We start from the raw sequence: 23,505 nt of genomic DNA, 5'->3' as shown, positions 1-23,505 counted from the left end.
CATAGGTGCAGCCGGCGCGCTGCAGCCATTCCAGCTGCTCGCGGTTCTCCACGCCCTCGGCCACCACGGTCAGCTGGAAGTCCTGCGCCAGCGAGATCACCGCGCTGACGATGGTGCTGCCTTCCCCCGGCAGCGACTGCAGGAAGCTGCGGTCGATTTTCAGCTGGTTGATGGGGAAGGACTGCAGGTAGGCCAGCGAAGAATAGCCGGTGCCGAAATCGTCGATCGACAAGCGCACGCCGAGCGCGCGCGCGTCGCGCATGAACTGCACAGCCGCCTGCACGTCCTCCATCAGCACGCTCTCGGTCAGCTCCAGTTCCAGCAGCGCGGCCGGCAGTCCGCTGGCGCGCAGCGCTGCCACCACTTCGTCCAGGAAACCGCGTTCGCGCAGCTGGCGCGCCGACACATTGACCGCGACGCTGACAGGCGCCGCCCCAGGACACTGCCAGGTCACGGCGTCGGCGCAGGCCCGTTCCAGCACCCAGCGCCCCAGCGCCACGATCAGGCCGCTGTCCTCGGCCACCGGGATAAACTCGGCCGGCGAAATGAAGCCATGCTCGGCGTGATGCCAGCGCAGCAGCGCCTCGGCGCCCACCATGCGCTCGCTGGCGCATTCGAACTGCGGCTGGTAATGCACGGCCAGCTCGCCATGATCGAGCGCGCGCCGCAAGTCGCGCTCAAGCTGGACGCGGCGCTGCGTCTGCAGCGTCATCGCCGGCAGGAATTCGGCCAGGCGGTTGCGGCCGGTCTGCTTGGCGTGGTACAGCGCAGTATCGGCCCGGCTCACCAGCTCGCCCATGCTGACGGCGTCGTCCGGGTACATGCACATGCCCACGCTGGCAGTGGCGAACATTTCGCTGCCGCCAACCTGGAATGGCGAACGCAGCGCTTCCGTTACTTTCTCGGCCAGCGCGCGCGCTTCGGCGCGCCCGGCCACCGCCGGCACGACGATGGCAAATTCGTCGCCGCCGATGCGGCCCACCGTGCCGCTGCCGTCAACCACCGCGCCCAGCACGCCGGCCACCTGGCGCAACAGGTCGTCGCCGGCGCTATGGCCTGCGGTGTCGTTTACCACCTTGAAGTTGTCCAGGTCGATCAGCAGCAGCGCCAGCCGTCCGCCGTCAGCGCCGCGCTCCGCGATCGCCTCCTCCAGCAGGCCGTAGCTGGCGCGCCGGTTCGGCAGCGCCGTCACCTGGTCGGTATGGGCCAGGTAATCGAGCTCGCGCTCGGCCGCCACCACGCGCGCGCGTGTGCGCCGCGCCAGCAGCTGCGCCAGCAGCAGCGCGCCAAGCGAGGCCAGTATCACCAGGCCGAGATAGTGCGCCATCGCCTCGCGGATGCCGCGTGTGCCGTGCGCCAGCACCACCTTGCCCAGCACCTTGCCGCGATACTCGATGGGCGCAGTCTCCTGCGCGCTGTGCAGCCAGTCCAGCGCATGTCGCTCGGCCACCGGCACATGGCCGTTCACGCCGTAGTATTCAAACAGCAAACCTTGCTGGTCGTAGATCGCCACCCAGCGGAAATACGGTGCCGAGCGCAGCGCGCGCAGCGCATCGGCGGCGGCGTCGCGGTCGCGGAACATCAGCGGCGCGGCCAGGTTGTCCGCCACGATGGCGGCCTGCACCCGCGTTTCGCTATTGAGCGCCTGGTGCAGCGACAGCACCTGGTATACCAGCAGCACCACGCCGGCCACCGCAAGCGCCGCCACGGCCGCCATCAGCTGGCCGGCGCCCAGCATGCTGGTCAGGGTCAGCCGGTCGGCCTTCCTGCGGCGGCGGTTTACCATACATTCCTCGCCAGGCGCAGCAGGCGCGAACTGAATTTCAGGCCTAGGCGCGCGGCCTCGCGCGTATCGACGTCGAAGCGCACGTGTCGGTCCTCGTCCACCAGCGCCACCGCGCCCGCGTATTTTCCCGCACTCACGCCATCGGCCACGAACAGCGTTCCGCTGCCGTCGGCGGGGCGCGGCTGGCCCAGCTCCGCCGCGAATATGCTGATGTCGCAGCTGCGCGGCGGCGCGCCTGCACCGGTGTCGTACATGGTCCAGTTGCGGCCGTTGACCAGCTTGCCCTCCAGCTGGCGCAAGCTGTCCCAGAACGGCAGCGAAGACCGCGCGCATACCGCGAACGGGCGGTCCGCCGCCGCACCGGAAGGTCCGGCCGGCCAGTTGGTGAACATGGCGATGTTGTAGATGTAGGCGGCCTTCAGCGCGCTGTTCTGCACTTCCTGCAATTCGGCGTGGCACACCGGGGCCAGCGAGGCCAGGGTGCACAGGACGCTGATGCGGAAGGCGGCGCGCATGATCAGAACCCGTAGGTCAGTTTGGCCGCGACCGTGCGGCTCTGGCGCGCCAGCGCTTCCTGCACGAACACGGCGCCGGCCGGGTCGGCATAGCGCGCGTCGAATGCGTTGTACAGCGCCAGCGACAGTTCGGTGCGCGCCAGCAGGCCGTTGCTGGTGGCGACCATGTTGCTGAGGCAATGGCCGCCCACCCTGCTGTTCTGCGTCAGGCGCGCCGTGCCGCATTGCAGCTCGGCGCCCAAGCGGGCCTTCAGCGCAGGAAGCGGCAGCGACAGGTTCAGCTTGGCCAGGCGCCGCGGCGAATTGACCAGCTGCGCATTGTCGCCGTCGTCGGCGTGCTGCATGGCGAAGCTGGCCCGCAGCCGCAAGCCGCGTCCGAACTGGCGTTCATAGGCCACCTCGGCCCCCGTGGCCACAGCGCGCTGGATGTTGGCGAACATCAGCAGCCCCGTATCCGGCTGGACTTCCTGCGAGATCAGGCCGCGCATGCGGTAGTTGAACAGCGACATGCGTGCCAGGCCGTTGGCGTCCAGGCGGCGCTCGAAGATCAATTCGCGCGTGCTGATACGTTCGGCCGACAGCGCCGGATTGCCTTGCTGCCCTCCCTCGCCCGGATAGCTGTAATACAGCTCGTAGGCATTCGGAGCGCGGTAGGCGGTGCCGTATATGAGCTTGACGGTGTTATCCGGCGAGGCGCGGTACATCAGCGCCAGGCGCGGGTGGAACTGGCTGCCGGCGTTGCTGTCCCGGTCGTAGCGCAGGCCGGCGTTGAACAGCAAGCCGGGGCGAACGCGCCATTCATCCTGCACGAACACGCCGCTGCGCCCGTCGCTGCGGCGATCGTCCAGCAACAGCTGGTAGGGCGCGCGGTAGTAGCTGAACTGGTCGCGCCGCGCATTGCGCTGCATGTCCACGCCGGCCACGACCTTGTGGTCCGGCACCCGGCTGAAGGTCAGCTGCGCGCTGGCGCCGAACCAGCCGGCATGGTCGCCATCCACGTTCACCAGCGCCTCTCCCGCCTCACCGGGATAGCTGCCGATCCCCTGGTAGTCGGCACGGCCCCAGTGTGCCAGCACGGCCAGGTCGGCCCCGCTGGCCAGCGGCATGTCGAAGGCCGCCTTGGCAAAGGCCTGCGTGTCGCGCGTCTGGTTGGCGGTGTCGAACAGGGCGCCGAAGGAACCGGTGGGCACGCCCTTGGTGCGCGCCACGTAGCCTGCCGACACGGTCCACGGGCCGTAAGCGGCCTTGGCGAACAGACGGTGCGCACGGTCGAAATCCAGGCCATGGGCCACGCCGTCCGACCCCGGCTGCCGGTATTCGGCGAAGTACAGATCCTGCCCATCGCGCCGGCTGCTGCTGGCCGACAGCAGCACGTCGGTGCCGTCCTGGGCGTGCCAGCCATAGCTGACGCGCGCCGCCCGCTCGCCGTAGCTGCCCGCCAGCATGGAGGCCTGCGGCCCGGCCATCGCGCTGCCGGACTTGGTGATGACGTTGATCACGCCGAACAGCGCGTTCGAGCCGTACACCGCCGAACCGGGGCCGGGCACGTATTCGATGCGCTGCACCAGGTCCATGTCGAGCAAGCCCTCGCTGCCGATGCTGGCCTGGTCGTAGACGCTGTCGTTGGTGCGCACGCCGTCCACCAGCAGCAGGAAGCGGCTGTCGTAATCGCCCGGCCGCAGGAAACCGCGCGCGCCGAGGTAGGAATAATTGCGGTCGTTGTTCACGTAGAGGCCGGGCAGCGACGCCAGCGCGTCGGCCAGCGTGCGCCAGCCGAAGTCGCGGATGTCCTGCGCGGTCAGCACCACCACTGCCGACGGCGCGTCGGCTATGGTCTGCGAGAAGCGCGATACCGAGGTAACTTGCAACTCCACCAATTGCTCAAGCGGCAAAACTGCCAGGTCTTGACTGCCACTGTCGAGCGAGACCTGGCCGGCCCAGGCAGGCAATGCGCTAGCGGCCAGCAAGAGGACGCAGCGCCATGAGGCGGAGAATGCGGGAGAAAGCGGCGGGTTCATTAATTGTTCTAGTAGGTGACGCAGGCATAGCGGCCGCAAGACGATACAAATAGTACCGCTTACCGCCCCGCCAGGCCAATCTACTGTTGCTTTACGGCACAGCCGCCGTACTCGGCAACCACCCCACGCCATTACCGTTGACATTATGAATATACAGCCGGTCAACAGTCTCGGTGGCGCCGGTGGTGACCGGCGAGGCGCCGCTCGGATCCTGCAAGTCCGCCACGACTTGACCGGCCTCGGTGAAAGCGAGCACGTGGCCGTAGCGCTTGGGCGCAGGCCAGAAGACGCGCGGGATGCGCAGCACCAGCTTGCGCATGAAAGGCTGGCCGGCCATCGCATCCAGCTCGTCGCGCTGGCCGGCCAGGCCCAGCCAGATCCTGCCATTCAAGCCGCGCGTCAGGTTGTCCGGGTAGCCGGGCAAATTGTCGAGCACCACCTTCGCCTGCCGGGCCGCCCGCGACACGTCGAGCTGCGCGGCGGCGATGTCGATGCGCCACACACGGTATCGGCCGCTCTCGCTGACAAATACCGACTGTTCGTCGGCAGCCAGCACGATGCCGTTGGCAAAGCTCAGTCCCTTGGCCACCACCCTGACCGCCTTGCTGGCCGGGTCGTATTCGAGCACGCGGCCGGTGGCCGACTGCTCCAGCACATCCAGCGTGGCCGCCCACTGCGTGCTGCCGGCGCGCGGCGCAAGAAAGCGCATGGACGAATCCGTGAGATAAATCTTGCCGCTGGCGGCGACCGCCACCGCGTTGGCAAAATGCACCGGACCGCCTTCGCCGGCAGCCAGCAAGACGGTGCGCGCGCCGTTCGCGTCGAAGGACAGCAACCCCTTGTCGGCGTCGGCCACGATCAAATTGCCGTGCGCGTCGAACGCCATGCCCAACGGCCGGCCGCCCGTATACGCCAGCATGCCCTGGGAGCTGCCGTCCGGCCGCATGTGCAACAGCAGGCCATCCGCAATGCCCGCATACAGCTCGCCATCCCTGCCGGCCACGATGTGCTCGGGACCGATCTGCCGGTCCAGTGCGATGGTCTTGATGCCCGCCAGCCTGGCGTTCGGCGCATGGGCGCCCGTGTAGCCCGGCGCCGCCGGCGCCTGCCAGGCCACCGGATCGATGGGGACGGGCCACCAGCCCAGGTAAGCCGCCGTGCCCACCGCGCCCAGCGCCAGCAGGACGCCGGGCCGCATGCGCCGCTCCGGCCGGGCGGCCGACCACGGCAAGCCCGCGCCGACCGAGAAGCAAAACGTCATCAGCAAATGGGCGCCGGCGATGGAAGCGAGGCCCTGCAGCGCGGCCTGGACGCCGTTGCCCGCGCCCAGCAGGCCGGCGCTGAGCGGGAGCGAAACGAGCAGCGAAATCCCCAGTGACGCCAGCAGAACCCAGCCCACGCTGCCCCGCCCCGCCCGCATCAGCCGCAGGATCACCGGCACGCCGACCAGCGCAATGCCCGCCGTGCTGAACATGATGGCCGGGGCCAGCGTGACCACGAACTGCTGGCGGATCGCCGCCCAGTAGCTCTCCGGCGGTACGCGCCAGGTTTGCGCGGCGTCCTCGGGTGTGACGTAGGCCTCCAGCGCGGTGCACACCACGCAGGCCAGCACCGCACCCACGTAGCCGCCGAACAGCCGCAGCGGCGCGATCGGCATGGCGGCGCCGTGCTTGTTGTACAGGCCGTACGAGCAGCCAACGATGAAGGCCAGCCACACCAGCAGGGTCAGCGGATAGGTCAGTATGCCGAACAGCAGATCGGTGGCCAATCAAGACTCCTGCAATTGCGTTATGGTCGATCTGCCGCAGTGTACATATTTCTTCTCGGAAAAAACTCTCGCTTTATCACAACGGCCGCACTGTACCCCTGCGCCTGCGGGCCAACTGTGCTGCTCCGCGCCGCCGGCCCGGCGCTATGCTGACCGCATGAACCCGTCCCCGACCGAACTGCGAGACACCCGCGGCCGACCGCTGAAAGACCTGCGCCTGTCCGTCATCGACCAATGCAATTTCCGCTGCCCCTACTGCATGCCCAAGGAAAGCTACGGACCGGACTACGCCTTCATGACGTCCTCCGAGCGGCTGTCTTTCGGCCAGCTGGCGCGGTTGGCGCGCAGCTTCGTGCAGCTGGGCGTGGAAAAAATTCGTCTCACCGGCGGCGAACCGTTGCTGCGCAAGGACTTGCCGCGCCTGATAGAAACGCTGGCTGCCATGCGCACGCTGGCAGGCCGCCCGCTGGACATCGCGCTCACCACCAACGGCTCGCTGCTGGCGGCGCGTGCGCAGTCGCTGAAAGACGCCGGCCTGCGCCGCATTACGGTGAGCCTGGACAGCCTGGACGATGCGCTGGCGGGCCGCATGAATGGCGTGAACTTCCCGGTGGCGCGGGTACTGGAAGGCATCGCGGCGGCGCAGCGCGCGGGACTGGCGCCGGTCAAGGTCAACACCGTGATAGAACGCGGCGTAAACGACAGCCAGATCCTGCCGCTGGTGCACCACTTCCGCGACAGCGGCGTGCAGCTGCGCTTTATCGAATACATGGACGTGGGCGGCGCCAGCCGCTGGAACGCCGGCCAGGTGCTGAGTGCCGACGCCATGCGCGCCATCGTCCAGCAGCACTACCCGCTGGTGCAGGACGGCGCCGCGCGCGGCCACGACACGGCCGACATCTGGCACCATGCGGATGGCTCGGGCAGCCTTGGCTTCATCGCCAGCATGTCGCATCCCTTCTGCGGCGAATGCGTACGCGCCCGCGTGGCGGCGGACGGAAAACTGTACCTGTGCCTGTTCTCGCAGGAAGGTGCGGACCTGCGCCCCTGGCTGGACGACGGGCGGGAAGCACAGCTGGAGGAACGCATACGCGCGCTGTGGCAGGCGCGCACCGACCGTTATTCTGAATTGCGCGGCCCGTCCGGCGGCCGCGCGCACGCGCACAAGGTGGTGCGCATGTCACTGGTGGGCGGCTGACGCCAGGCGCCCCAGCATGCGCAGTGCATCCTCGATCTCCCTGGTCCACGGATAGCTGTAGTTCAGGCGGATGAAGTTCGGGTAGCTGCCGCGCGCCGAGAACATATGTCCCGGCCCGACGGTGATCTTGCGCTCCAGCGCCAGCGCGTACAGCTTCATCGCGTCCACCGACGGCGGCATCTCCACCCACAGCACATAGCCGCCCTGCGGTTCGGACACGCGCGTGCCGGCCGGGAAGAAGCGCAGCACAGCGGCCGCCATCATGCGCGCGCGCTGCTCGTAACCCTTGCGCACCTTGCGCAGGTGGCGGTCGTAGCCGTCGTGCTGCAGGTAGTCGGCGATGGCCATTTGCGGCAGCGTGGGCGTGGTGAGCGTGTTGAGGAACTTGAGCTTCTCCACCTGCGCCGTGTAGCGTCCCGGCAGCGCCCAGCCGATGCGGTAGTTCGCCGTCAGGCTCTTGGAGAACGACGAGCAGTGCAGCACCAGGCCCTGCTTGTCGTAGGACTTCAGCGATGTCGGGTGGCTCTCGCCGTAATACAGCTCGTTGTAGACATCGTTCTCGATGACCGGGATATCGTGGCTGGCCAGCAGTTGCACCAGCTCGCGCTTGCGCGCGTCCGGCATCTGGAAACCCAGTGGATTCTGGAAGTTCGGCATCACCATGCAGGCTGCCACGCGCTGCTGCGACAGGATGGCGCGCAGCGCCTCGATGCTGATGCCCTCGCGCGGATCGGTCGGCACCTCCAGCGCCCGCATGCCCATGCGCTCGATCGCGTGCAGCATCGCGTAGAAGGTGGGCGATTCCACCGCCACCGTGTCGCCCGGCTTGGCCACGGCCTGCAGGCACAGGTTGATCGCCTCCGTGGCGCCCATGGTGATGATGATTTCGGACGGGTCGACCGCCAGCCCGTTCTCCAGGTGGCGGCGCGCGATCTGGCGGATCAGCTCCGGATTCCCGGGAGGCAGATCGTCCATCACGCTCCAGTGCTGGGCGCGGCGCGCCAGCGCGTTGGCGTATTGGCTGATGCGCGGCCAGGGGAACGGCGCCGGGTCCGGGTACGGCGAGCCGAGCGGCACCGCCCCCTCCTTGCGGATGGTGCGCAGCGTGGACAGCACCAGACGGCTCACATCCACTTCGGACGACAGCACCAGCGGCTCGCTGGGCGCCGGCGGCGCAGCGCGCGGCGCCCCGGCCTGCCTGGCGCGCACGAAGTAGCCCGACTGCGGACGGCTTTCAATGATGCCCCTGCTCTCCAGCTGGGAGTACGCGCGCAGCACCGTGCTGATGCTCAGGCTGCGGTGCTGGCTGGTCTGGCGCACCGACGGCAGCTTCTCCCCTTCCAGCAGCACGCCGCGCGCGACCTGGCCTTCGATGTCGGCGGCAAGGGTTTGGTAGAGATTCATGCTGCGCAGTATAGCGCAGCGGCATGACGGTATTGCTATCATTTGCACGGCGCCACATCTTCGATATACTCGCGTCACAGGCGAGCAACGAGCGATGACCATGCGTGTACGCGACTACGATGAGCGGGACTTCGAGGCAGTAGCTGCGGTGTACGCCAATGCGAAGCTCGATGAGCTACAGTTTGAAGCGCAGCCTTTCACGCTGACGCCGCTTGCGGCAGATCCAGCTATTTTGGCCGCGTTCAGGCAGTCCAGCGTGCTGGTGTGCGAGGACGGCTGCGGCATCGTCGGCTTCGCCGCCAGCGTGCCGGGTCAATTGCGCGCCCTGTTCGTCCACTCGGATGCGCGCGGGCGCGGCGCGGGACAGGCGCTGCTGGCGGCCGTGATGGCAAGGCAAACCGGGCCGCTGTCACTGAACGTCGCCAAATCCAACATTCCCGCAGTAGGCTTCTACGAGAAATTCGGCTTCGCCGTCGCCTCGGAAACCAGCAGGCAATACCACGGAGTCGATATCGCTTACTACCAGATGGCCTGCTGTCGCACCATTTTGACGGTGAAGCGCTGATTTATCAGAAAGGACCCTGTCATGAAATCACTGTGCCTTGCGATGCTGATGTCCGCAGTCGTGGCGGCCCCGCAGCCGAGCGCGGCCCGATCGGACTCTCCGCCCCCCCAAACGCCTGCCGCGCCGCACCACGGCCAGCGTGATTTCGACTGGGAGATTGGCACCTGGGATACGCGCCTGAAGCGCCTGCGCGAACCGCTGAGCGGCAAGACCGAGTGGCTGGAGTACGCCGGCACCTCGGTCGTCAAGCAGGTCATGGACGGACGGGCCAACCTGGTCGAGCTCGATGTGCGCGGCAGCGCCGGCCGGATCACTGGCGTGTCGCTGCGCCTGTACCAGCCGGCGAGCGGCCAGTGGACCCTGCATTTCGCGAACCTGGCCAACGGCTTGATGACCGAGCCCATGCACGGCTCCTTCAAGGATGGCCAAGGCAGCTTCTACGGCCAGGACACGGTGCACGGGCGCGTGGTGCCGGTCAGGTTCCTCATGGTGCCGGCGGGCGCCGGCCAATGGCGCTTCGAACAGGCGTATTCGGCGGACGGTGGACAACACTGGGAAACCAACTGGATCGCCATCGATACCCGCCGCAAGCAATAGGAAGCGCTTGACGGTGCCGATGCGCGTTCAGCTCGCCGGGCCAGAGCCCAAACCGAATCGATGTAATGAACGGTTGCGGTCCCGTGGAACAGCCGCGCCGGCGGCGCTTGCGCACCCAGCTTCAAGTCCCGGGACACGAGCTGGTCCAGGCTGGCCCAGCCTTTGCCATCCAGCTCCAAGCCTGTCGCCGCCGGATCGTGACGGAGCACTAAACTGAGAAATTACTGGTTCGTTCGAGGTGTTTCGACATTCGAAATAGCTTACTCAACATTGAAATTGGAAATGCCTGCTAGGCAGCCTGTTTGCCCAACTGCGGCAGCGACGCCATCAGGTCCGAGAAACGCTGCCCCTGGATCATCACGTGCTCGCGCAGCAGTTCGGCGGCTTTTTCGCCGTCGCCGCCGAGGATGGCCTGCACCACGCCGTCGTGCTCGGCGTATGAATTGGACAGCCGGTTGCGCACCCTGAGCTGCAAGCGCCGGTAGGGCCGCAGGCGCCGGTACAGGCTGCGCGCCTGCTCGATCAGGAACTGGTTGTGGCTGCCAGCGTAGATGGCTTCGTGGAAGGCCTCGTTCTTGTAGTAGTAGTCATCCGGCTGCTGCGCGTCCAGCGCTTCCTTGCACGCCTGGTGCGCCGCCAGCAGCGCCTGCTGCTCGGCCAGCGTCATGCGCCGCGCGGCCAGCCGGCCGCAGGTCGCCTCCAGCTCGGACATCACCTCGAACATCTCCACCAGTTGCTGCGGCCCCAGTTCGGCCACGATGGCGCCGCGCCGTGGCCGGATCACCACCACGCCCATGGACGCCAGCTGGATCAGTGCCTCCCGGATGGGCGTGCGCGACACGTCGAAACGCGCGGCCAGTTCCGTCTCATCCAGGTGCTGCCCGGGCGTCAAGGTGCCCACGGCTATCATTTCCTCTATGTCTTCGCGCAGTTGCGTGGATCGGTTCGTCATGGCGGATAGTTTTCTTGTATGTAGGTCTTCATTATAGAAGCGATTTTTAACTTGACAATGTATGCAGCCAATATATTCTTGTATACACAAAAACGGAAGTTGCATATTTCATTCACCCCTTGGAGGACGTATGACTGTAATGAACCGCAGAGCGGCACTGGGCAAGCTCGGCAAACTGGGCGCCCTGGGCGCCCTCGCAGGCAGCCCGTTGTCGATATCCAGCGCCTGGGCGCAAGCCACCACGCTGAAAATCTCCCACCAGTTTCCGGGCGGCACCGTGGCCGAAGGAGACTTCCGCGACCGCCTGACCCGCATGTTCGCAGCCGAAGTGGAAAAGCGCTCCAAGGGCGCGTTGAAATTCGCCATCTATCCCGGCTCCTCCCTGATGAAGACCAACGCCCAGTTCTCCGCCATGCGCAAGGGCGCGCTGGACCTGTCGCTGGTGCCGCTGTCCTATGCCGGCGGCGAGGTGCCGGAGGTGAATATCGGCCTGATGCCCGGCCTGGTCACGTCCTACCAGCAGGGCTACAGCTGGAAAAACGCGGAAGTGGGCAAGGAACTGACCCGCATCCTGTACGACAAGGGCATCGTGGTGGTGAGCTGGATCTGGCAGGCCGGCGGCGTGGCCTCGCGCACCAAGCCGGTGGTGGAACCGGAGGACGCGAAAGGCATGAAGATACGCGGCGGCTCACGCGAAATGGACTTGATCCTGAAGGCCGCCGGCGCCGCCGTGGTGTCGCTGCCGTCCAATGAAATCTACGCCGCCATGCAGACCGGTGCGATGGACGCCGCCCTCACATCGTCCACCTCGCTGATCTCCTTCCGCCTGGAAGAAGTGTCCAAGGCCCTGACCTCAGGGCGCGGCAACGCCTACTGGTTCATGTTCGAGCCGCTGATGATGTCGCGCGCCGTATTCGACAAGCTGCCGAAAGAGCAGCAGGCCACCATCCTGGCCGTTGGCGCCGACATGGAAGCGTTCGCGCTGAAAGCCGCACAGGAAGACGACACCCAGGTGGCGGCCGTCTACCAGAAAGCCGGCGCCAAGGTGGTAGACCTGAACGCGGCGACCGTCAAGCGCTGGCAGGCCATCGCGCGCACCACCGCGTGGAAGGACTACAGCGAGAAGAACGAGAACTGCGCCAAGCTGCTCAAACTCGCCGAGAAAACGCTATGAGCCACGGCTTCGAACTCAAGGCCGCTCCCGGGCCCGCAGTGCCGGACAATGCTGCCCTGGCCAGCGCTTCCGGGGTGCTGAACCGCCTGAACAAGGCCCTGCTGACGCTATCGATGTGCGCGCTGGTGTTGACGGCGCTGATACTGACCTACTCGGTGATATCGCGCTACTTCTTCCACGCGCCGACCGACTGGCAGGACGAAGCCTCGGTCTTCATGCTGGTGGGCGCCACCTTCTTCTGCGCGGCCTATGTCCAGTCCTACCGCGGCCACATCGGCATCGAGGCGCTGGCCGAACTGCTGCCGCCGCGCGTCAACGCGGCGCGGCTGTTCATGGTCGACCTGCTTTCCACGCTGTTTTGCGCCTTCTTCTCGTGGAAGTCCTGGACGCTGTGGCATGAAGCCTTCGTCGAGGGCCAGACCACCACCTCCACCTTCGCCCCGCCGCTGTGGATCCCCTACGGCATGATGGCCCTCGGCATGACGCTGCTGGCGCTGCAACTGCTGCTGCAAACGGCCGCCCGCCTCAGCGACAAACCTCTGGAGAACGCAGCATGAGCGAGCTTACCCTGGGCGCCCTGTACGGCGCCGTCACGCTGGTCGTCATGTTTTCCGGCATGCCCATCGCTTTCGCGCTGGGCGTGGTGGCCACCGGCTTCATGTACTTCTTCATGCCGCCCTCCTCGCTCGACACGGTGACGCAGAACGTGTACGAGGAAATGGCGTCCATCACGCTGCTGTCGATTCCCCTGTTCATCATGAAGGGCGCGGCCATCGGCAAGTCGCCAGCGGGGCGCGACCTGTATGCAGCCATCCACGCCTGGCTGCACAAGGTGCCGGGCGGCCTCGGTATCGCCAACGTGTTCGCCTGTGCGCTGTTCGCCGCCATGGCCGGCTCCTCGCCGGCCACCTGCTCGGCCATCGGCTCGGCCGGCATCCCGGAAATGCGCAAGCGCGGCTACTCGCCCGGCTTCGCGGCCGGCATCATCGCCGCCGGCGGCACGCTGGGCATCCTGTTGCCGCCGTCCATCACCATGATCCTGTACGCGGTGGCGGCCGAACAGTCGCTGGGCCGCCTGTTCCTGGCTGGCATCGGCCCGGGCGTGCTGCTGGTGCTGCTGTTCGCCGGCTACGCGGTATATCGCGCCCGCAAGGAATACCGCATTGCGCTGGACATCTACGAAAAAGGCGGCGTGAAAGCGGCCAGCCTGCACGATGAGCATTTCACCCTGGCGGACAAGGTGGAAATGCTGCCGCGCGTGCTGCCCTTCCTGGTGCTGCTGATCGGCGTGATGGTGGCCCTGTACGGCGGCTTTGCCACACCGTCCGAAACGGCCGGCCTGGGCGCGCTGCTGGCCATGGTGCTGATCGCCATCGTCTACCGCGTGTGGCGGCCGAAGGACCTGGCGCCCATCCTCACCTCCACCATCAAGGAATCGACCATGCTGCTGATGATCATCGGCATGTCGCTGTTTTATTCCTACGTGATGAGCTATCTGCACATCAGCCAGTCGGCCGCCAGCTGGGTGGTGGGCATGCAGCTGTCCAAATGGCTGCTGCTGACGGTGATCCTGCTGATGGTGGTGGTGCTGGGCTTCTTCCTGCCGCCGGTGTCCATCATCCTGATGACCGCGCCCATCATCCTGCCGCCGCTGAAAGCGGCCGGATTCGACCTGATCTGGTTCGGCGTGGTGATGACGGTGGTGATGGAAATGGGCCTGATCCACCCGCCGGTCGGGCTGAACATCTTCGTTATCAAAAACATCGCGCCCGACATACCGCTGAGGGACGTGATCTGGGGCGTGGCGCCTTTCGTCGTGCTCATGTTCGTAGCGGTTGTTTTATTATGTCTCTTCCCCGGCATCGCGACCGGACTGCCTGACATGATGATGGGAGCGAAATGATGAATGCGCCGGCGGCCAACGCGGAAACGCGGGCCTGGAACACTTTGCAGCGCAACCGCGCGCAGCGCCTGCAGCGGGCCGGCACGGCCCTGGGCGCGGACCTGGACGGCAAGAGCCTGCCCGCCGCCCGCATTGCCGACCTGCTGCACGCGGTGCTGGAATGCGGCGACCGGGTCTGCATCGAAGGCAACAACCAGAAGCAGGCCGACTTCCTGGCGCAGGCGCTGGCCAGGCTGGACCCGGCGCGCGTAAACGGGCTGCACATGCTGCAGTCCGTGCTGACCCTGCCCGAGCACCTGGACGTGTTCGAGCGCGGCGTGGCTTCGCAGCTGGACTTTTCCTTCTCCGGCCAGCAGGCCGGGCGCGTGGCCAAGCTGCTCTCGGCCGGCAAGCTGAATATCGGCGCCATCCACACCTACCTGGAGCTGTTCAGCCGCTACTTCGTGGACCTGCCGCCGCGCGTCTCCATGGTGGCGGCCGAAGCGGCGGACCGGCATGGCAACCTGTACACCGGCCCCAACACGGAAGACACACCCACCATCGTCGAAGCGACCGCATTCAAGAACGGCATCGTCATCGTGCAGGTGAACCGCATCATGGACACGCTGCCGCGCGTGGACATCCCCGGCGACTGGGTGGACTTCGTGGTGCAGTCGCCGCGTCCCTACTACATCGAGCCGCTGTTTACGCGCGACCCGGCGCTGATTTCCGAGATCCAGGTGCTGATGGCGATGATGGCCATCAAAGGCATCTATGCGGAATACGGCGTGCAGCGCCTGAATCACGGCATCGGCTTCGACACGGCGGCCATCGAGCTGCTGCTGCCGACATACGCCGAATCGCTGGGCCTGAAGGGGAAAATAGGCCGGCACTGGGCGCTCAACCCGCACCCGGCGCTGATACCGGCGATCGAAGCGGGCTTCGTGGAATCGGTGCACTCCTTCGGCTCCGAACTGGGCATGGAAGACTACATCCGCGCCCGGCCTGACGTGTTCGCCGTGGGTGCGGACGGCTCCATGCGCAGCAACCGTGCGCTGTGCCAGGCCGCAGGGCACTATGCATGCGACATGTTCATCGGCTCCACCCTGCAGATCGACCTGCAGGGCAACTCGTCCACCGCCACGCTGGGCCGCATCGCCGGCTTCGGCGGCGCCTCCAACATGGGTGCCGATGCGCGCGGACGGCGCCACGCCAGCCCCGCGTGGCTGAAGGCCGGCCAGCAGGCGCGCGAAGGCCGCAACATGATTCCGCGCGGGCAGAAGCTGGTGGTGCAGATGGTGGAAACCTTCCGCGAGCATATGCACCCGGCCTTCGTGGAACGGCTGGATGCCTGGGAACTGGCCGAACAGGCCGGCATGGCAATTCCGCCGGTAATGATCTACGGCGACGACGTGACCCACATCCTCACCGAGGAAGGCATCGCCAACCTGCTGCTGTGCCGCAGCGACGAGGAACGCGAGCAGGCCATACGCGGCGTGGCGGGCTATACGCCGATGGGCCTGGGCCGCGACCGCCGCATGGTGGAAAACCTGCGCGATCGCGGCGTGATCCAGCGGCCGGAAGACATCGGCGTCGACCAGCGGCTCGCCACGCGCGACCTGCTGGCCGCACGCAACATGAAAGACCTGGTGCGCGCATCGGGCGGGCTGTACGACCCGCCGCAGCGTTTCAGGAACTGGTAATCAAGGAAACCCAATGGAAACGCAATGGAAACGTTAACGTATCGCTTCGAGAACGGCAGCCGCACGCTGCCGCCTTCGCCGCAAGTGGTGGGCGTGGTCGGCTCGGGCAACCTGGAAGTGCTGATCGAACCGGCAGCGCTGAACGGCGCCTGCACCATCGAAATCAAGACCGCCGCGGTCGGCTTCGGGCAGATCTGGGAGGCCGTCATGCGCGACTTCCACCTGCGCTGGCCGCTGGCCGACGTGCGCATCGCCATCAACGACGTGGGCGCCACGCCGGCCGTGGTCAGCCTGCGGCTGGACCAGGCGGTGCAAACCATGCTGGGAGCGGCACCATGAACCGCGCCATGAGCAAGCACCACAGCTACCAGGAAGCCAACGCGCGCGAGCGCCTGCGCCAGTTGCTGGACCCGGACAGCTTTGAAGAATTCATCGGGCCGGCCGAACGGATCGTCAGCCCGCACCTGGGCCAGCTCAACGCCCCGGTGGCGTTCGACGACGGCGTGGCCGTGGGCCGTGCGCGCCTGGACGGCACACCTGTATTCGTGGCAGCCCAGGAAGGCGGCTTCATGGGTGGCGCGGTGGGCGAAGTGCATGGCGCCAAGCTTACCGGCCTGCTGCGCCGCGCGCTCGAAGAACGGCCGCGCGCCGTGGTGCTGCTGATCGAGTCCGGCGGCGTGCGGCTGCACGAAGCCAATGCCGGCCTGATCGCCGTGGCCGAAGTTATGCGCGCCGTGCTGGACGTGCGCGCGGCCGGCATCCCGGTCATCGCGCTGGTAGGCGGAGCCAACGGCGCCTTCGGCGGCATGGGCATTGTGGCGCGCTGTACCAACGCCGTGGTCATGTCCGAAGAAGCCCGGCTGTCCATGTCCGGCCCGGAAGTGATCGAAACCGCCAACGGCGTGGAAGAATTCGACTCGCGCGACCGCGCCCTGGTGTGGCGCACCACCGGCGGCAAGCACCGCTATCTCACAGGCGACTGCCAGGCCATCGTGCCGGACGAGATGGCCGCCTTCCGGCAGGCGGCCATTGCCGCCATTGCCGCGCTGAGCCAGCCGCCCGGCCAAGCCGGACAATCGGCGTCGGTCGCGCTGACGCTGGAAGCCCTGGAGCAAGAGCAAGCCATGCTCACCGACCGCCTCGCGCGCTTCGGCGGCCTGCACGACCCAACCGACATCTGGCGCGAGCTGGGCATGCCCGACCCGGCCAACATCGCCATGCTGGAGATCGCCCCATTCATCGAAGCTGCGGCAAGCCGCCGCGCAGGAGGCCAATAATGCACTGGCAAACACTGGCAAGCGCCCTTTTCCCGCAGGGTCATGACATCACCGAGCAAGACCAGTTCCTGTCCGGCACGGCACAGGCGGGCGGCGAGACGGACGGCGGGCAAACCGTGGCCGTCATCGGCACCACCGGGCATGCGCCCATTGGTATTGAGATTGCGCTGGCGCAGGCGAAGGCCGTGCTGGCGACGGTGCGCGGGCATCCCGGCCGCGCCATCGTCATGCTGGTGGACACGCAAGGCCAGCGCCTGCGCCACCGCGACGAAATGTTGGGCATCAACAGCTACATGGCGCACCTCGGCAAATGCGTGGACCTGGCGCGGCGGCGCGGGCACAAGATCGTGGCGCTGGTCTACGACCAGGCTCTGTCGGGCGGTTTCATCACCAGCGGCCTGATGGCCGACAGCTGCCACGCCCTGCCGGCCGCCACCATCCGCGTGATGGGACTGCCGGCGATGGCGCGCATCACCAAGGTGCCGGAAGAAGTGCTGACCGAACTGGCGCGCAGCAATCCCGTGTTCGCGCCCGGGCCTGAAAACTACCTGCGCATGGGCGGGCTGCAATCGATCTGGGACGGCGACGCCGGCGTCCTCGCCACCCGCCTCGCCCAGGCGCTGCGCGACGCACCGGCTACCGACGCCCGCGCAGCGCTGGGCTACCAGCGCGGCGGACGCAAACTGGCGCACCCCGTCATCCAAGCCATCCTCGGTGGTCGCCATGTTCAAGCGGCATGACCTGGTCTGGCTGACCCGCGCCGGCTGGCAGGCCGCACTGGCCGCCGATCCCGCGCGGGAAGCCGTGTTCAGCTACTGGCAGCGCGAAGAATGGCCGGCGGTGGTGCGCAGATGCGAGCCGGACGCCGGCCCCGGCATGAATGCAGGCAGCGCCGGCAACGTGGCAAGCGGCGGCCCAACGATGGCCCCCGTCCAGCAGGAAGTCTGCCTCGGCATCGCCCTGCCGCCGGACGCGGACGGACTCAAGCAACGCATCGGCCTGCGCGCGGTGCTGGCGCATGTCGAGCGCACCAGCTCCCCGTTGACACTGAAGGCCGCACGCCCTGCGCTGCCCGCGCACTGGCGGCCCGGCTACACCGAACTGCAGCGCCTCTCCACCGGACTCGATCTGCGCGTGTTCGGCTCCCTGGCCTGGCAAGCGCTGACCGGCCTGCCCTGCCTGGGCGCAGGCTCCGACATCGACATCCTGTTCCGCCCCGTGAGCCAGCAGCAACTGCGCGCCGGCTTGGCGCTGCTGGCCGGCGCCGGACACGGCCTGCCGCTGGACGGCGAAATCATGTTCCCATCCGGGCAGGCCGTCTCGTGGAAAGAATGGAACGCCGCCGGCGCGGCCAAGGCGCGCGTGCTGGTCAAGGAAATCGGCGGCGTCCAGCTCGCCGACCCTGAAGCGCTGCTCGCCACCCTGAGGCCGGCATGACCCGGACCGCACCGCTGCCATGCGCATCACCAAAGCCGGGTGTGGCGTCGCGCCACGGCCTCGGCAACGCCCGTGCGAGCGCGGTGAGCCAGCAAGCCGCGCGGCTGGCGCTGCGCGCGCTGTACGCCGAACTGGCGCTGTATCCCAAGCCCGGCCTGGTCTCCCTGGTCGACAACGGCAGCCATACCGACATGACCGCGCTGACATTCATGCGCAGCCTGTTCTCGCTGCGGCACTATTTTGCAGCCATCTGCCGCGCCGGCATGGAGGACGCCCCATTCGCGCGCCTGAAACAGCTGGGCATTGCGGCCGAGCGGCGCATGATGGCGGCAACCGGCGGCGTGAACACGCACCGCGGCGCGATCTTCGGCCTCGGCATGCTGTGTGCGGCGCTGGGCCGGCTGGCGGCCGGCAGCCGGCCAGGGTCTGCCCCGGCGGCAGACGCCGCATCGCTGCGCGCGGCCTTGCTGGCAGGCTGGGGCGAGGCGCTGGCGGCGCATACGCTGGCCCCCCCTGACGGCTCGCATGGCCAGCGCGCGGCGCAACTGCATGCCGCAAGCGGCGCACGCGAGGAAGCGGCGCTGGGCCTGCCGTCGGTGTTCCTGCTTGGCCTGCCCGCGCTGCGCACGACGCTGGCGCGCAGCGGCAGCATGCATCACGCGCGCGTCGATGCGCTGTTCGCGCTGATGGCGCATGTCAGCGATACCAACGTGCTGCATCGCGGCGGCAGGCAAGGCGCGCAGATGGTGCGGGACGAGGCGCGGCGTTTCCTGGCCATGGGCGGCACCGCGCATCCGGACTGGCACGGCTGCGCGCTGGATACCCACCGCCTGTTCGTGCGCCAAAGACTTTCGCCCGGCGGCGCGGCCGACCTGCTGGCGGCGTGCTGCCTGGTGCAGGCGTTTTCCACCCATCCCTGGCCATGAGCGGACCATGAGCGCGAAACTGCTGATTTTGTGTCCGGGCCAGGGCGGGCAGCATATGGGGATGTTCGATCTGGCAAGCTCGGACCCGGCAGGGGCGGCGCTGCTTGGCGAGCTACGTGCGCGCGATGCGCACGCCAAGCCGCCCTACGGGATGGCCGCTGCGGGGTTTGACGCTGTCGCCGTGGACGCGGGTGCGCTGTTTGCCAACCGGACGGCGCAGCCGCTGATCGTGGCGGCCACACTGGCGATGTGGGAGGCGCTGCGCGCGCACGCACCGCCGCCCGCGCTGGTGGCCGGCTACAGCGTGGGCGAGCTGGCGGCGTGGAGCGTGGCGGGCGCCGTGGCGCCGCTGGAAGCGGTCGAGCTGGCGCAGGCGCGCGCGGTACTGATGGACCGCTGCCTGGCGGAGCGGCCCGGACAAGCCCTGCTGGCCGTGTCCGGATTGCCGCCGCCGCGCAGCGGCATGCTGGCGGCGCCGTGCGGGTTTCACACGGCCATCGTCACCGGCGGGGACAGCTGCATCATCGGCGGTCCAGCCAGCGGCCAGGCGCAGGCGGTGTCGCGGCTGGCTGCCGCCGGTGCGCACGTGACCCCGTTGCCGGTTGAAATCGCCTCCCACACACCATTCATGGCGGGCGCCGTGGCGCCGTTCGCGGCGGCGCTGCGCGCGTCGCATCTGCATGCGGCAGAGACACCGGTGCTGTCCGGCATCAGCGCGGCACGGCTGGAAAGCCGCGGCCAGGCCGTCGAGCACTTGTCGCGGCAGCTGGGCGAACCGGTGGTGTGGGACGAGTGCATGGACGCCTGCACCGAGGCAGGCGTCACGGTGGCGCTGGAGCTGGGGCCCGGCGCAGCGCTGGCGCGCATGATGCAGGCGCGCCATCCCGGCATCGCCTGCCGCTCGGTGGCGGACTTCCGCAGCCTGGACGGCATTCGCGGCTGGCTAAGCAGGCACTGCGGCTAAGCAGCCGCCCGCGCTTAGCGCCGGTTATTCTGCTGCGCCCACGCCACAATATTGTTGGCGTCCATGGCGCCCGGCTGGCGCGCCACTTCGCGCCCGCCCTTGAACAGCGCCAGCGTGGGGATGCTGCGGATCGCGTAGCGCGCCGCCAGGTCCTGCGCTTCTTCGGTGTTGACCTTGACCACGCGGAAGTCCGGTTCGAGCCGCTGCGCGGCCTGTTCGTACGCCGGCGCCATCGAGCGGCACGGGCCGCACCACGGCGCCCAGAAATCCACCAGCACCGGCAGTTCGCTGCGCTCGACCTGCTTGAGGAAGCGCGCGCTCGCCAAATCCACCGGCTTGCCGGTAAAGAGGTCTTTCCGGCATTTGCCGCAGGTAGGCTCCTGTCCCAGCCGCGTGGCGGGAACACGGTTGACCGCATCGCAGTGCGGGCAAACGATATGTAGCGAGTCGGTGCGTGTTGCTGTGTTGTCGGTTGCGGTATCCATGGCTGCCATCCTCAATGCGTATGGCGCCAATGTAGCAGAAATGACGAAATCGTGAGCGCAGCTCAGCTTGAATCGGCGGCATCCTCGTTCTTGACGATGCCGCGTACGTTCATCGCCGCCAGACAGGTGTTCAGCACGATCAGTGCCCAAGCCTCGTCCTGCCAGCCCCATCCGATCCACAGCGCATTACTCATTAGAAAGACCCAAAAACCCGCCATGCGCCGCCGCGCCGACTTCGACGCCACCAGCCACGCCGCCAGCAGCGACGCGGCCATTGCCGGCCATTCCATCCATTCCAGCCACTCCGCCATGACGTCCGCCTCCCTGCTCAGTCGATGGCACAGTCTAGCCGGGTGTGGCGCGCGGCGGAGCGCGGCTGGCGTCCAGCCGCGCCGGCGACATCAGCTCTCTTTACGGCCGGTCGGCTGCTTGCCGGCAGCCTGCTGCTGGCTGGTCTGGTGCACAGGCGAGCCGGCCACGCGGTTCTCCGCGCCCTGGCCTTCGGCTTGCTGGCGCTCGTGGCCGTTGCCCTGCTGGCGGTCTTCCCGGTGGCCGTTCATGTCCATGCGCTGGCCGTCGGCGAACTGGTCAAAGGTGGCGGCCATGCGGCGCATGGCGTCCTGCTGGTTGCGCACGGTTTTTTCCGTTTCTTCGGTGGCCATGCGCGTGACTTCCTCGGCCAGTTCCTTGGCGGTACGGCTGGTTTCGCTGACGTGTTCCTCGGCCACCTTGGCCAGGTCCACGTGCGTGTTGGCGGCAATGCGCGACAGGTGCTGCTGGTAGGCGCGCAGCTTGTCGGCGGTGGGCTGCGCATGCGACAGCGTGACATTGACGGCATCCACCGGCCGGTTGGTGGTGAGCAGATCCTGGCTGGTCAGCGACACTTCCTCGATGATGGTCTGCGCCAGCTGGATGTTCAGGTCGCTATACTGCTGCACGGTGCGGAACAGCGATCTGGACATGTCATTCAGCAGCGACATCTGCGCTTCCATGTGGTGTTTGGCGGCCGGGGTGACAGACTGATTGAAAGAAAACATGGGTTACCTCTGCAAAAAGTTTAGTTGTGTAAAGGGACGCGGCACCGGCAAAGCGGCTGCGCGAATCCACTAGGCTACGTGAGCGCGGGTCCGGTCCCATGATCTGCATCAAACGTGCGCGCTTGACTGCACATGTAGCGAGTTTGTAAATGCGGCCCCCAAAGCGTTTCCGATGTGGAATACTCATCAGCTATCTCCATTTTGATAGCTTGCCAATGAAACAACTGACCCGCAGCCTGCCCCGTCTCGCTCCCGCCCTGCTGCTCGCGCTCGGCGCTGCCCACGCCCAGCAACAGCCCGATGCCAAGCCTGATCCCAAGCCCGCCGCCGCCCCGGCCGCGCAGCCCTTCGAGCGCGCGCTGAAAGCCGAGTCCGCCGTGAGCAAAAACGCCACGGTCACGATCAAAGGCAAGGCCGTACCGTACAAAGTCACCGCCGGCACCCAGCCGGTCTGGGACAAGGATGGCAAGGTGATCGCCTCGCTGTTCTACACCTACTACCAGCGCAGCGACGTGGCCGACAAGGCCAAACGCCCGCTGGTGCTGTCGTTTAACGGCGGGCCCGGCTCGGCCTCGGTGTGGATGCACGTGGCCTACACCGGCCCCAAGATGCTCAACATCGACGACGAGGGCTACCCGGTCCAACCCTACGGCGTGCGCGACAACCCGCACTCCATCCTGGACGTGGCCGACATCCTGTACGTGGACCCGGTCAACACCGGCTTTTCGCGCATCCTCGACAGCAAGGCCGACCGCGCCACCTTCTTCGGCGTGAACGCCGACATTTCCTACCTCGCCGAGTGGCTCAACACCTTCGTCTCGCGCGAAGGCCGCTGGACTTCGCCCAAGTACCTGATCGGCGAAAGCTACGGCACCGCGCGCGTGGCCGGCCTGTCGCTGGAGCTGCAGAGCGCGCACTGGATGTACCTGAACGGCGTGATCCTGGTCTCGCCCACCGAGCTGGGCCTGAAGCGCGACGGCATCGTCGGCGACGCGCTCAACCTGCCCTACTACGCGGCCACCGCCTGGTACCAGAAAGCGCTGCCGGCCGACCTGCAAAGCCGCGACCTGAAGGACGTGCTGCCCGAGGTGGAAGCGTTCACGGTCGATGAACTGATCCCGGCGCTGGCCAAGGGCGGCTTCCTGGAGGAGACCAGGAAGGCGCAGATCGCCGCCAGGGTGGCACGCTATTCCGGGATTGCGGAAAAGGCCGTGCAGCAGCACAACCTGGTGATCCCGGCCAATTTCTTCTGGAAGGAACTGCTGCGCGACAAGGGCTACACGGTCGGCCGGCTGGACTCGCGCTACAAAGGCATCGACAGGTCCGACGCCGGCGCCAGCCCGGACTACAACGCCGAGCTGAGCTCCTGGCTGCACTCCTTCACGCCCGCCATCAACCACTACCTGCGCGACGTGCTGCAGTACAAGACCGACATCAAATACAATATGTTCGGCTCCGTGCACCCATGGGACAACAAGAACGACACCACCGGCGAGAACCTGCGCAAGGCGATGGCGATGAACCCCTACATGAAGGTGCTGGTGCAGTCCGGCTACTACGACGGCGCCACCACCTATTTCGACGCGAAGTACACCATGTGGCAGCTGGACCCCAGCGGCAAGATGAAGGACAGGCTGCGCTTCGAAGGCTACCGCAGCGGCCACATGATGTATCTGCGCTCGGCAGACCTGGTGCGCTCCACCGACGATATCCGCGATTTCATCAAACAAACCACACCCGCAGCGAATCAGCCCGCCCGCTACTAGGAAGATAGCAAATTCCCATGCCTTTCTGGTAAGATTGCTCAGTTGAATTAA

General features: G+C 67.0%; 22 protein-coding genes and 1 pseudogene. 14 read left to right on the top strand and 9 right to left on the bottom strand.

Annotated elements, in window-relative coordinates:
* Positions 1–34: 34 nt before the first annotated feature.
* The 4 genes and pseudogenes from ASD15_RS33805 to ASD15_RS11065 form a co-directional block, all read right to left on the bottom strand.
* Positions 35–1,717: pseudogene (locus tag ASD15_RS33805) on the bottom strand (putative bifunctional diguanylate cyclase/phosphodiesterase); the annotation flags it as partial.
* 62 nt (positions 1,718–1,779) lie between these two features.
* Positions 1,780–2,301, bottom strand: coding sequence for a YfiR family protein (locus ASD15_RS11075; RefSeq protein WP_057154905.1), 522 nt, complete (start codon positions 2,299–2,301; stop codon positions 1,780–1,782).
* Positions 2,302–2,303: 2 nt separating this feature from the next.
* Entirely contained in the window at positions 2,304–4,175 is a 1,872-nt protein-coding gene (locus ASD15_RS11070) for a TonB-dependent siderophore receptor (RefSeq protein WP_229418149.1), read from the bottom strand.
* Between the two features lie 235 nt (positions 4,176–4,410).
* Entirely contained in the window at positions 4,411–6,087 is a 1,677-nt protein-coding gene (locus ASD15_RS11065; RefSeq protein ID WP_307188275.1) for an SMP-30/gluconolactonase/LRE family protein, read from the bottom strand.
* Positions 6,088–6,244: 157 nt separating this feature from the next.
* On the opposite strand from ASD15_RS11065, the gene moaA reads away from it, so the two are divergent.
* On the top strand, positions 6,245–7,285 hold the full coding sequence (gene moaA / locus ASD15_RS11060) for a GTP 3',8-cyclase MoaA (RefSeq protein WP_057154903.1): 1,041 nt from the start codon (positions 6,245–6,247) through the stop codon (positions 7,283–7,285).
* Here moaA and ASD15_RS11055 read toward each other — a convergent pair.
* The gene (locus ASD15_RS11055) at positions 7,268–8,689 is read right to left on the bottom strand and encodes a PLP-dependent aminotransferase family protein (RefSeq protein ID WP_057154902.1); all 1,422 of its coding nucleotides are present in this window, start codon (positions 8,687–8,689) and stop codon (positions 7,268–7,270) included. The two genes, moaA and ASD15_RS11055, sit on opposite strands and share 18 nt — an antisense overlap.
* A gap of 94 nt (positions 8,690–8,783) precedes the next feature.
* On the opposite strand from ASD15_RS11055, the gene ASD15_RS11050 reads away from it, so the two are divergent.
* Together ASD15_RS11050 and ASD15_RS11045 are read left to right on the top strand one after the other, a co-directional pair.
* Positions 8,784–9,254 (top strand): GNAT family N-acetyltransferase, encoded by a 471-nt coding sequence (locus ASD15_RS11050; RefSeq protein ID WP_057154901.1) that lies wholly within the window; start codon positions 8,784–8,786, stop codon positions 9,252–9,254.
* 21 nt (positions 9,255–9,275) lie between these two features.
* A complete protein-coding gene (locus tag ASD15_RS11045) occupies positions 9,276–9,851 on the top strand; it encodes a hypothetical protein (protein ID WP_057154900.1) in 576 nt (191 codons plus the stop codon).
* A gap of 289 nt (positions 9,852–10,140) precedes the next feature.
* Here ASD15_RS11045 and ASD15_RS11040 read toward each other — a convergent pair whose 3' ends face one another.
* The gene (locus ASD15_RS11040) at positions 10,141–10,803 is read right to left on the bottom strand and encodes a GntR family transcriptional regulator (RefSeq protein ID WP_057154899.1); all 663 of its coding nucleotides are present in this window, start codon (positions 10,801–10,803) and stop codon (positions 10,141–10,143) included.
* A 130-nt stretch (positions 10,804–10,933) separates the two neighbouring features.
* Here ASD15_RS11040 and dctP point away from each other — a divergent pair, with 130 nt between their 5' ends.
* From dctP to ASD15_RS10990, 10 genes are read left to right on the top strand one after another with little or no spacing between them, the layout of a single operon-like run.
* Complete coding sequence (dctP, locus tag ASD15_RS11035; protein WP_057154898.1) at positions 10,934–11,977, top strand: TRAP transporter substrate-binding protein DctP; 1,044 nt, start codon at positions 10,934–10,936, stop codon at positions 11,975–11,977.
* Positions 11,974–12,534: a TRAP transporter small permease gene (locus ASD15_RS11030; RefSeq protein ID WP_057154897.1), complete on the top strand. Its 561-nt coding sequence runs from the start codon at positions 11,974–11,976 to the stop codon at positions 12,532–12,534. The genes dctP and ASD15_RS11030 overlap by 4 nt, the downstream gene beginning before the upstream one ends.
* Positions 12,531–13,880, top strand: a complete 1,350-nt coding sequence (locus tag ASD15_RS11025) for a TRAP transporter large permease (RefSeq protein WP_057154896.1) — start codon at positions 12,531–12,533, stop codon at positions 13,878–13,880. Before ASD15_RS11030 ends, ASD15_RS11025 begins: the two co-directional genes overlap by 4 nt.
* Positions 13,880–15,562 carry a malonate decarboxylase subunit alpha gene (gene mdcA / locus ASD15_RS11020; RefSeq protein WP_057154895.1) on the top strand — a complete coding sequence of 561 codons (1,683 nt, stop codon included), beginning with the start codon at positions 13,880–13,882 and terminating at the stop codon, positions 15,560–15,562. Before ASD15_RS11025 ends, mdcA begins: the two co-directional genes overlap by 1 nt.
* Before the next feature lie 24 nt (positions 15,563–15,586).
* Positions 15,587–15,901, top strand: coding sequence for a malonate decarboxylase acyl carrier protein (mdcC, locus tag ASD15_RS11015; RefSeq protein ID WP_057154894.1), 315 nt, complete (start codon positions 15,587–15,589; stop codon positions 15,899–15,901).
* Positions 15,898–16,839 (top strand): biotin-independent malonate decarboxylase subunit beta, encoded by a 942-nt coding sequence (locus ASD15_RS11010; protein WP_229418148.1) that lies wholly within the window; start codon positions 15,898–15,900, stop codon positions 16,837–16,839. The genes mdcC and ASD15_RS11010 overlap by 4 nt, the downstream gene beginning before the upstream one ends.
* Complete coding sequence (gene mdcE / locus ASD15_RS11005; protein WP_057154893.1) at positions 16,839–17,579, top strand: biotin-independent malonate decarboxylase subunit gamma; 741 nt, start codon at positions 16,839–16,841, stop codon at positions 17,577–17,579. The genes ASD15_RS11010 and mdcE overlap by 1 nt, the downstream gene beginning before the upstream one ends.
* Entirely contained in the window at positions 17,563–18,276 is a 714-nt protein-coding gene (gene mdcG, locus ASD15_RS11000) for a malonate decarboxylase holo-[acyl-carrier-protein] synthase (protein WP_057154892.1), read from the top strand. The genes mdcE and mdcG overlap by 17 nt, the downstream gene beginning before the upstream one ends.
* On the top strand, positions 18,273–19,202 hold the full coding sequence (mdcB, locus tag ASD15_RS10995; protein ID WP_082551748.1) for a triphosphoribosyl-dephospho-CoA synthase MdcB: 930 nt from the start codon (positions 18,273–18,275) through the stop codon (positions 19,200–19,202). Before mdcG ends, mdcB begins: the two co-directional genes overlap by 4 nt.
* Before the next feature lie 7 nt (positions 19,203–19,209).
* On the top strand, positions 19,210–20,166 hold the full coding sequence (locus tag ASD15_RS10990) for an ACP S-malonyltransferase (RefSeq protein WP_057154891.1): 957 nt from the start codon (positions 19,210–19,212) through the stop codon (positions 20,164–20,166).
* Positions 20,167–20,180: 14 nt separating this feature from the next.
* On the opposite strand, the gene trxC is transcribed toward ASD15_RS10990, so the two are convergent.
* From trxC to ASD15_RS10975, 3 genes are all read right to left on the bottom strand, one after another.
* Positions 20,181–20,651, bottom strand: coding sequence for a thioredoxin TrxC (gene trxC / locus ASD15_RS10985; protein ID WP_057154890.1), 471 nt, complete (start codon positions 20,649–20,651; stop codon positions 20,181–20,183).
* Positions 20,652–20,713: 62 nt separating this feature from the next.
* Positions 20,714–20,962, bottom strand: a complete 249-nt coding sequence (locus tag ASD15_RS10980; protein WP_057154889.1) for a hypothetical protein — start codon at positions 20,960–20,962, stop codon at positions 20,714–20,716.
* Positions 20,963–21,052: 90 nt separating this feature from the next.
* Positions 21,053–21,688 (bottom strand): phasin family protein, encoded by a 636-nt coding sequence (locus tag ASD15_RS10975; protein ID WP_057154888.1) that lies wholly within the window; start codon positions 21,686–21,688, stop codon positions 21,053–21,055.
* A gap of 215 nt (positions 21,689–21,903) precedes the next feature.
* On the opposite strand from ASD15_RS10975, the gene ASD15_RS10970 reads away from it, so the two are divergent.
* Positions 21,904–23,454 (top strand): S10 family peptidase, encoded by a 1,551-nt coding sequence (locus ASD15_RS10970; RefSeq protein ID WP_057154887.1) that lies wholly within the window; start codon positions 21,904–21,906, stop codon positions 23,452–23,454.
* Positions 23,455–23,505 lie beyond the last annotated feature (51 nt).

It is taken from the genome of Massilia sp. Root351 (assembly GCF_001425045.1).
GTDB lineage: Bacteria > Pseudomonadota > Gammaproteobacteria > Burkholderiales > Burkholderiaceae_D > Rugamonas.
The sequence above is the reverse complement of the archived record's forward strand: the minus strand, read 5'-3'. Positions and strand labels throughout refer to the sequence as shown.

Bases quoted from the DNA above. Each gene is read 5' to 3' on its own strand.
- trxC (WP_057154890.1), bottom strand. From the start codon at position 20,651: ATGGATACCGCAACCGACAACACAGCAACACGCACCGACTCGCTACAT.
- ASD15_RS11010 (WP_229418148.1), top strand. From the start codon at position 15,898: ATGAACCGCGCCATGAGCAAGCACCACAGCTACCAGGAAGCCAACGCG.
- mdcC (WP_057154894.1), top strand. From the start codon at position 15,587: ATGGAAACGTTAACGTATCGCTTCGAGAACGGCAGCCGCACGCTGCCG.
- ASD15_RS11040 (WP_057154899.1), bottom strand. From the start codon at position 10,803: ATGACGAACCGATCCACGCAACTGCGCGAAGACATAGAGGAAATGATA.
- ASD15_RS11050 (WP_057154901.1), top strand. From the start codon at position 8,784: ATGACCATGCGTGTACGCGACTACGATGAGCGGGACTTCGAGGCAGTA.
- dctP (WP_057154898.1), top strand. From the start codon at position 10,934: ATGACTGTAATGAACCGCAGAGCGGCACTGGGCAAGCTCGGCAAACTG.
- mdcG (WP_057154892.1), top strand. From the start codon at position 17,563: ATGTTCAAGCGGCATGACCTGGTCTGGCTGACCCGCGCCGGCTGGCAG.
- ASD15_RS10990 (WP_057154891.1), top strand. From the start codon at position 19,210: ATGAGCGCGAAACTGCTGATTTTGTGTCCGGGCCAGGGCGGGCAGCAT.
- mdcA (WP_057154895.1), top strand. From the start codon at position 13,880: ATGAATGCGCCGGCGGCCAACGCGGAAACGCGGGCCTGGAACACTTTG.
- ASD15_RS10970 (WP_057154887.1), top strand. From the start codon at position 21,904: ATGAAACAACTGACCCGCAGCCTGCCCCGTCTCGCTCCCGCCCTGCTG.
- ASD15_RS10975 (WP_057154888.1), bottom strand. From the start codon at position 21,688: ATGTTTTCTTTCAATCAGTCTGTCACCCCGGCCGCCAAACACCACATG.
- mdcE (WP_057154893.1), top strand. From the start codon at position 16,839: ATGCACTGGCAAACACTGGCAAGCGCCCTTTTCCCGCAGGGTCATGAC.
- ASD15_RS11075 (WP_057154905.1), bottom strand. From the start codon at position 2,301: ATGCGCGCCGCCTTCCGCATCAGCGTCCTGTGCACCCTGGCCTCGCTG.
- ASD15_RS11030 (WP_057154897.1), top strand. From the start codon at position 11,974: ATGAGCCACGGCTTCGAACTCAAGGCCGCTCCCGGGCCCGCAGTGCCG.
- ASD15_RS11055 (WP_057154902.1), bottom strand. From the start codon at position 8,689: ATGAATCTCTACCAAACCCTTGCCGCCGACATCGAAGGCCAGGTCGCG.
- moaA (WP_057154903.1), top strand. From the start codon at position 6,245: ATGAACCCGTCCCCGACCGAACTGCGAGACACCCGCGGCCGACCGCTG.
- ASD15_RS11025 (WP_057154896.1), top strand. From the start codon at position 12,531: ATGAGCGAGCTTACCCTGGGCGCCCTGTACGGCGCCGTCACGCTGGTC.
- ASD15_RS11045 (WP_057154900.1), top strand. From the start codon at position 9,276: ATGAAATCACTGTGCCTTGCGATGCTGATGTCCGCAGTCGTGGCGGCC.
- ASD15_RS10980 (WP_057154889.1), bottom strand. From the start codon at position 20,962: ATGGCGGAGTGGCTGGAATGGATGGAATGGCCGGCAATGGCCGCGTCG.
- mdcB (WP_082551748.1), top strand. From the start codon at position 18,273: ATGACCCGGACCGCACCGCTGCCATGCGCATCACCAAAGCCGGGTGTG.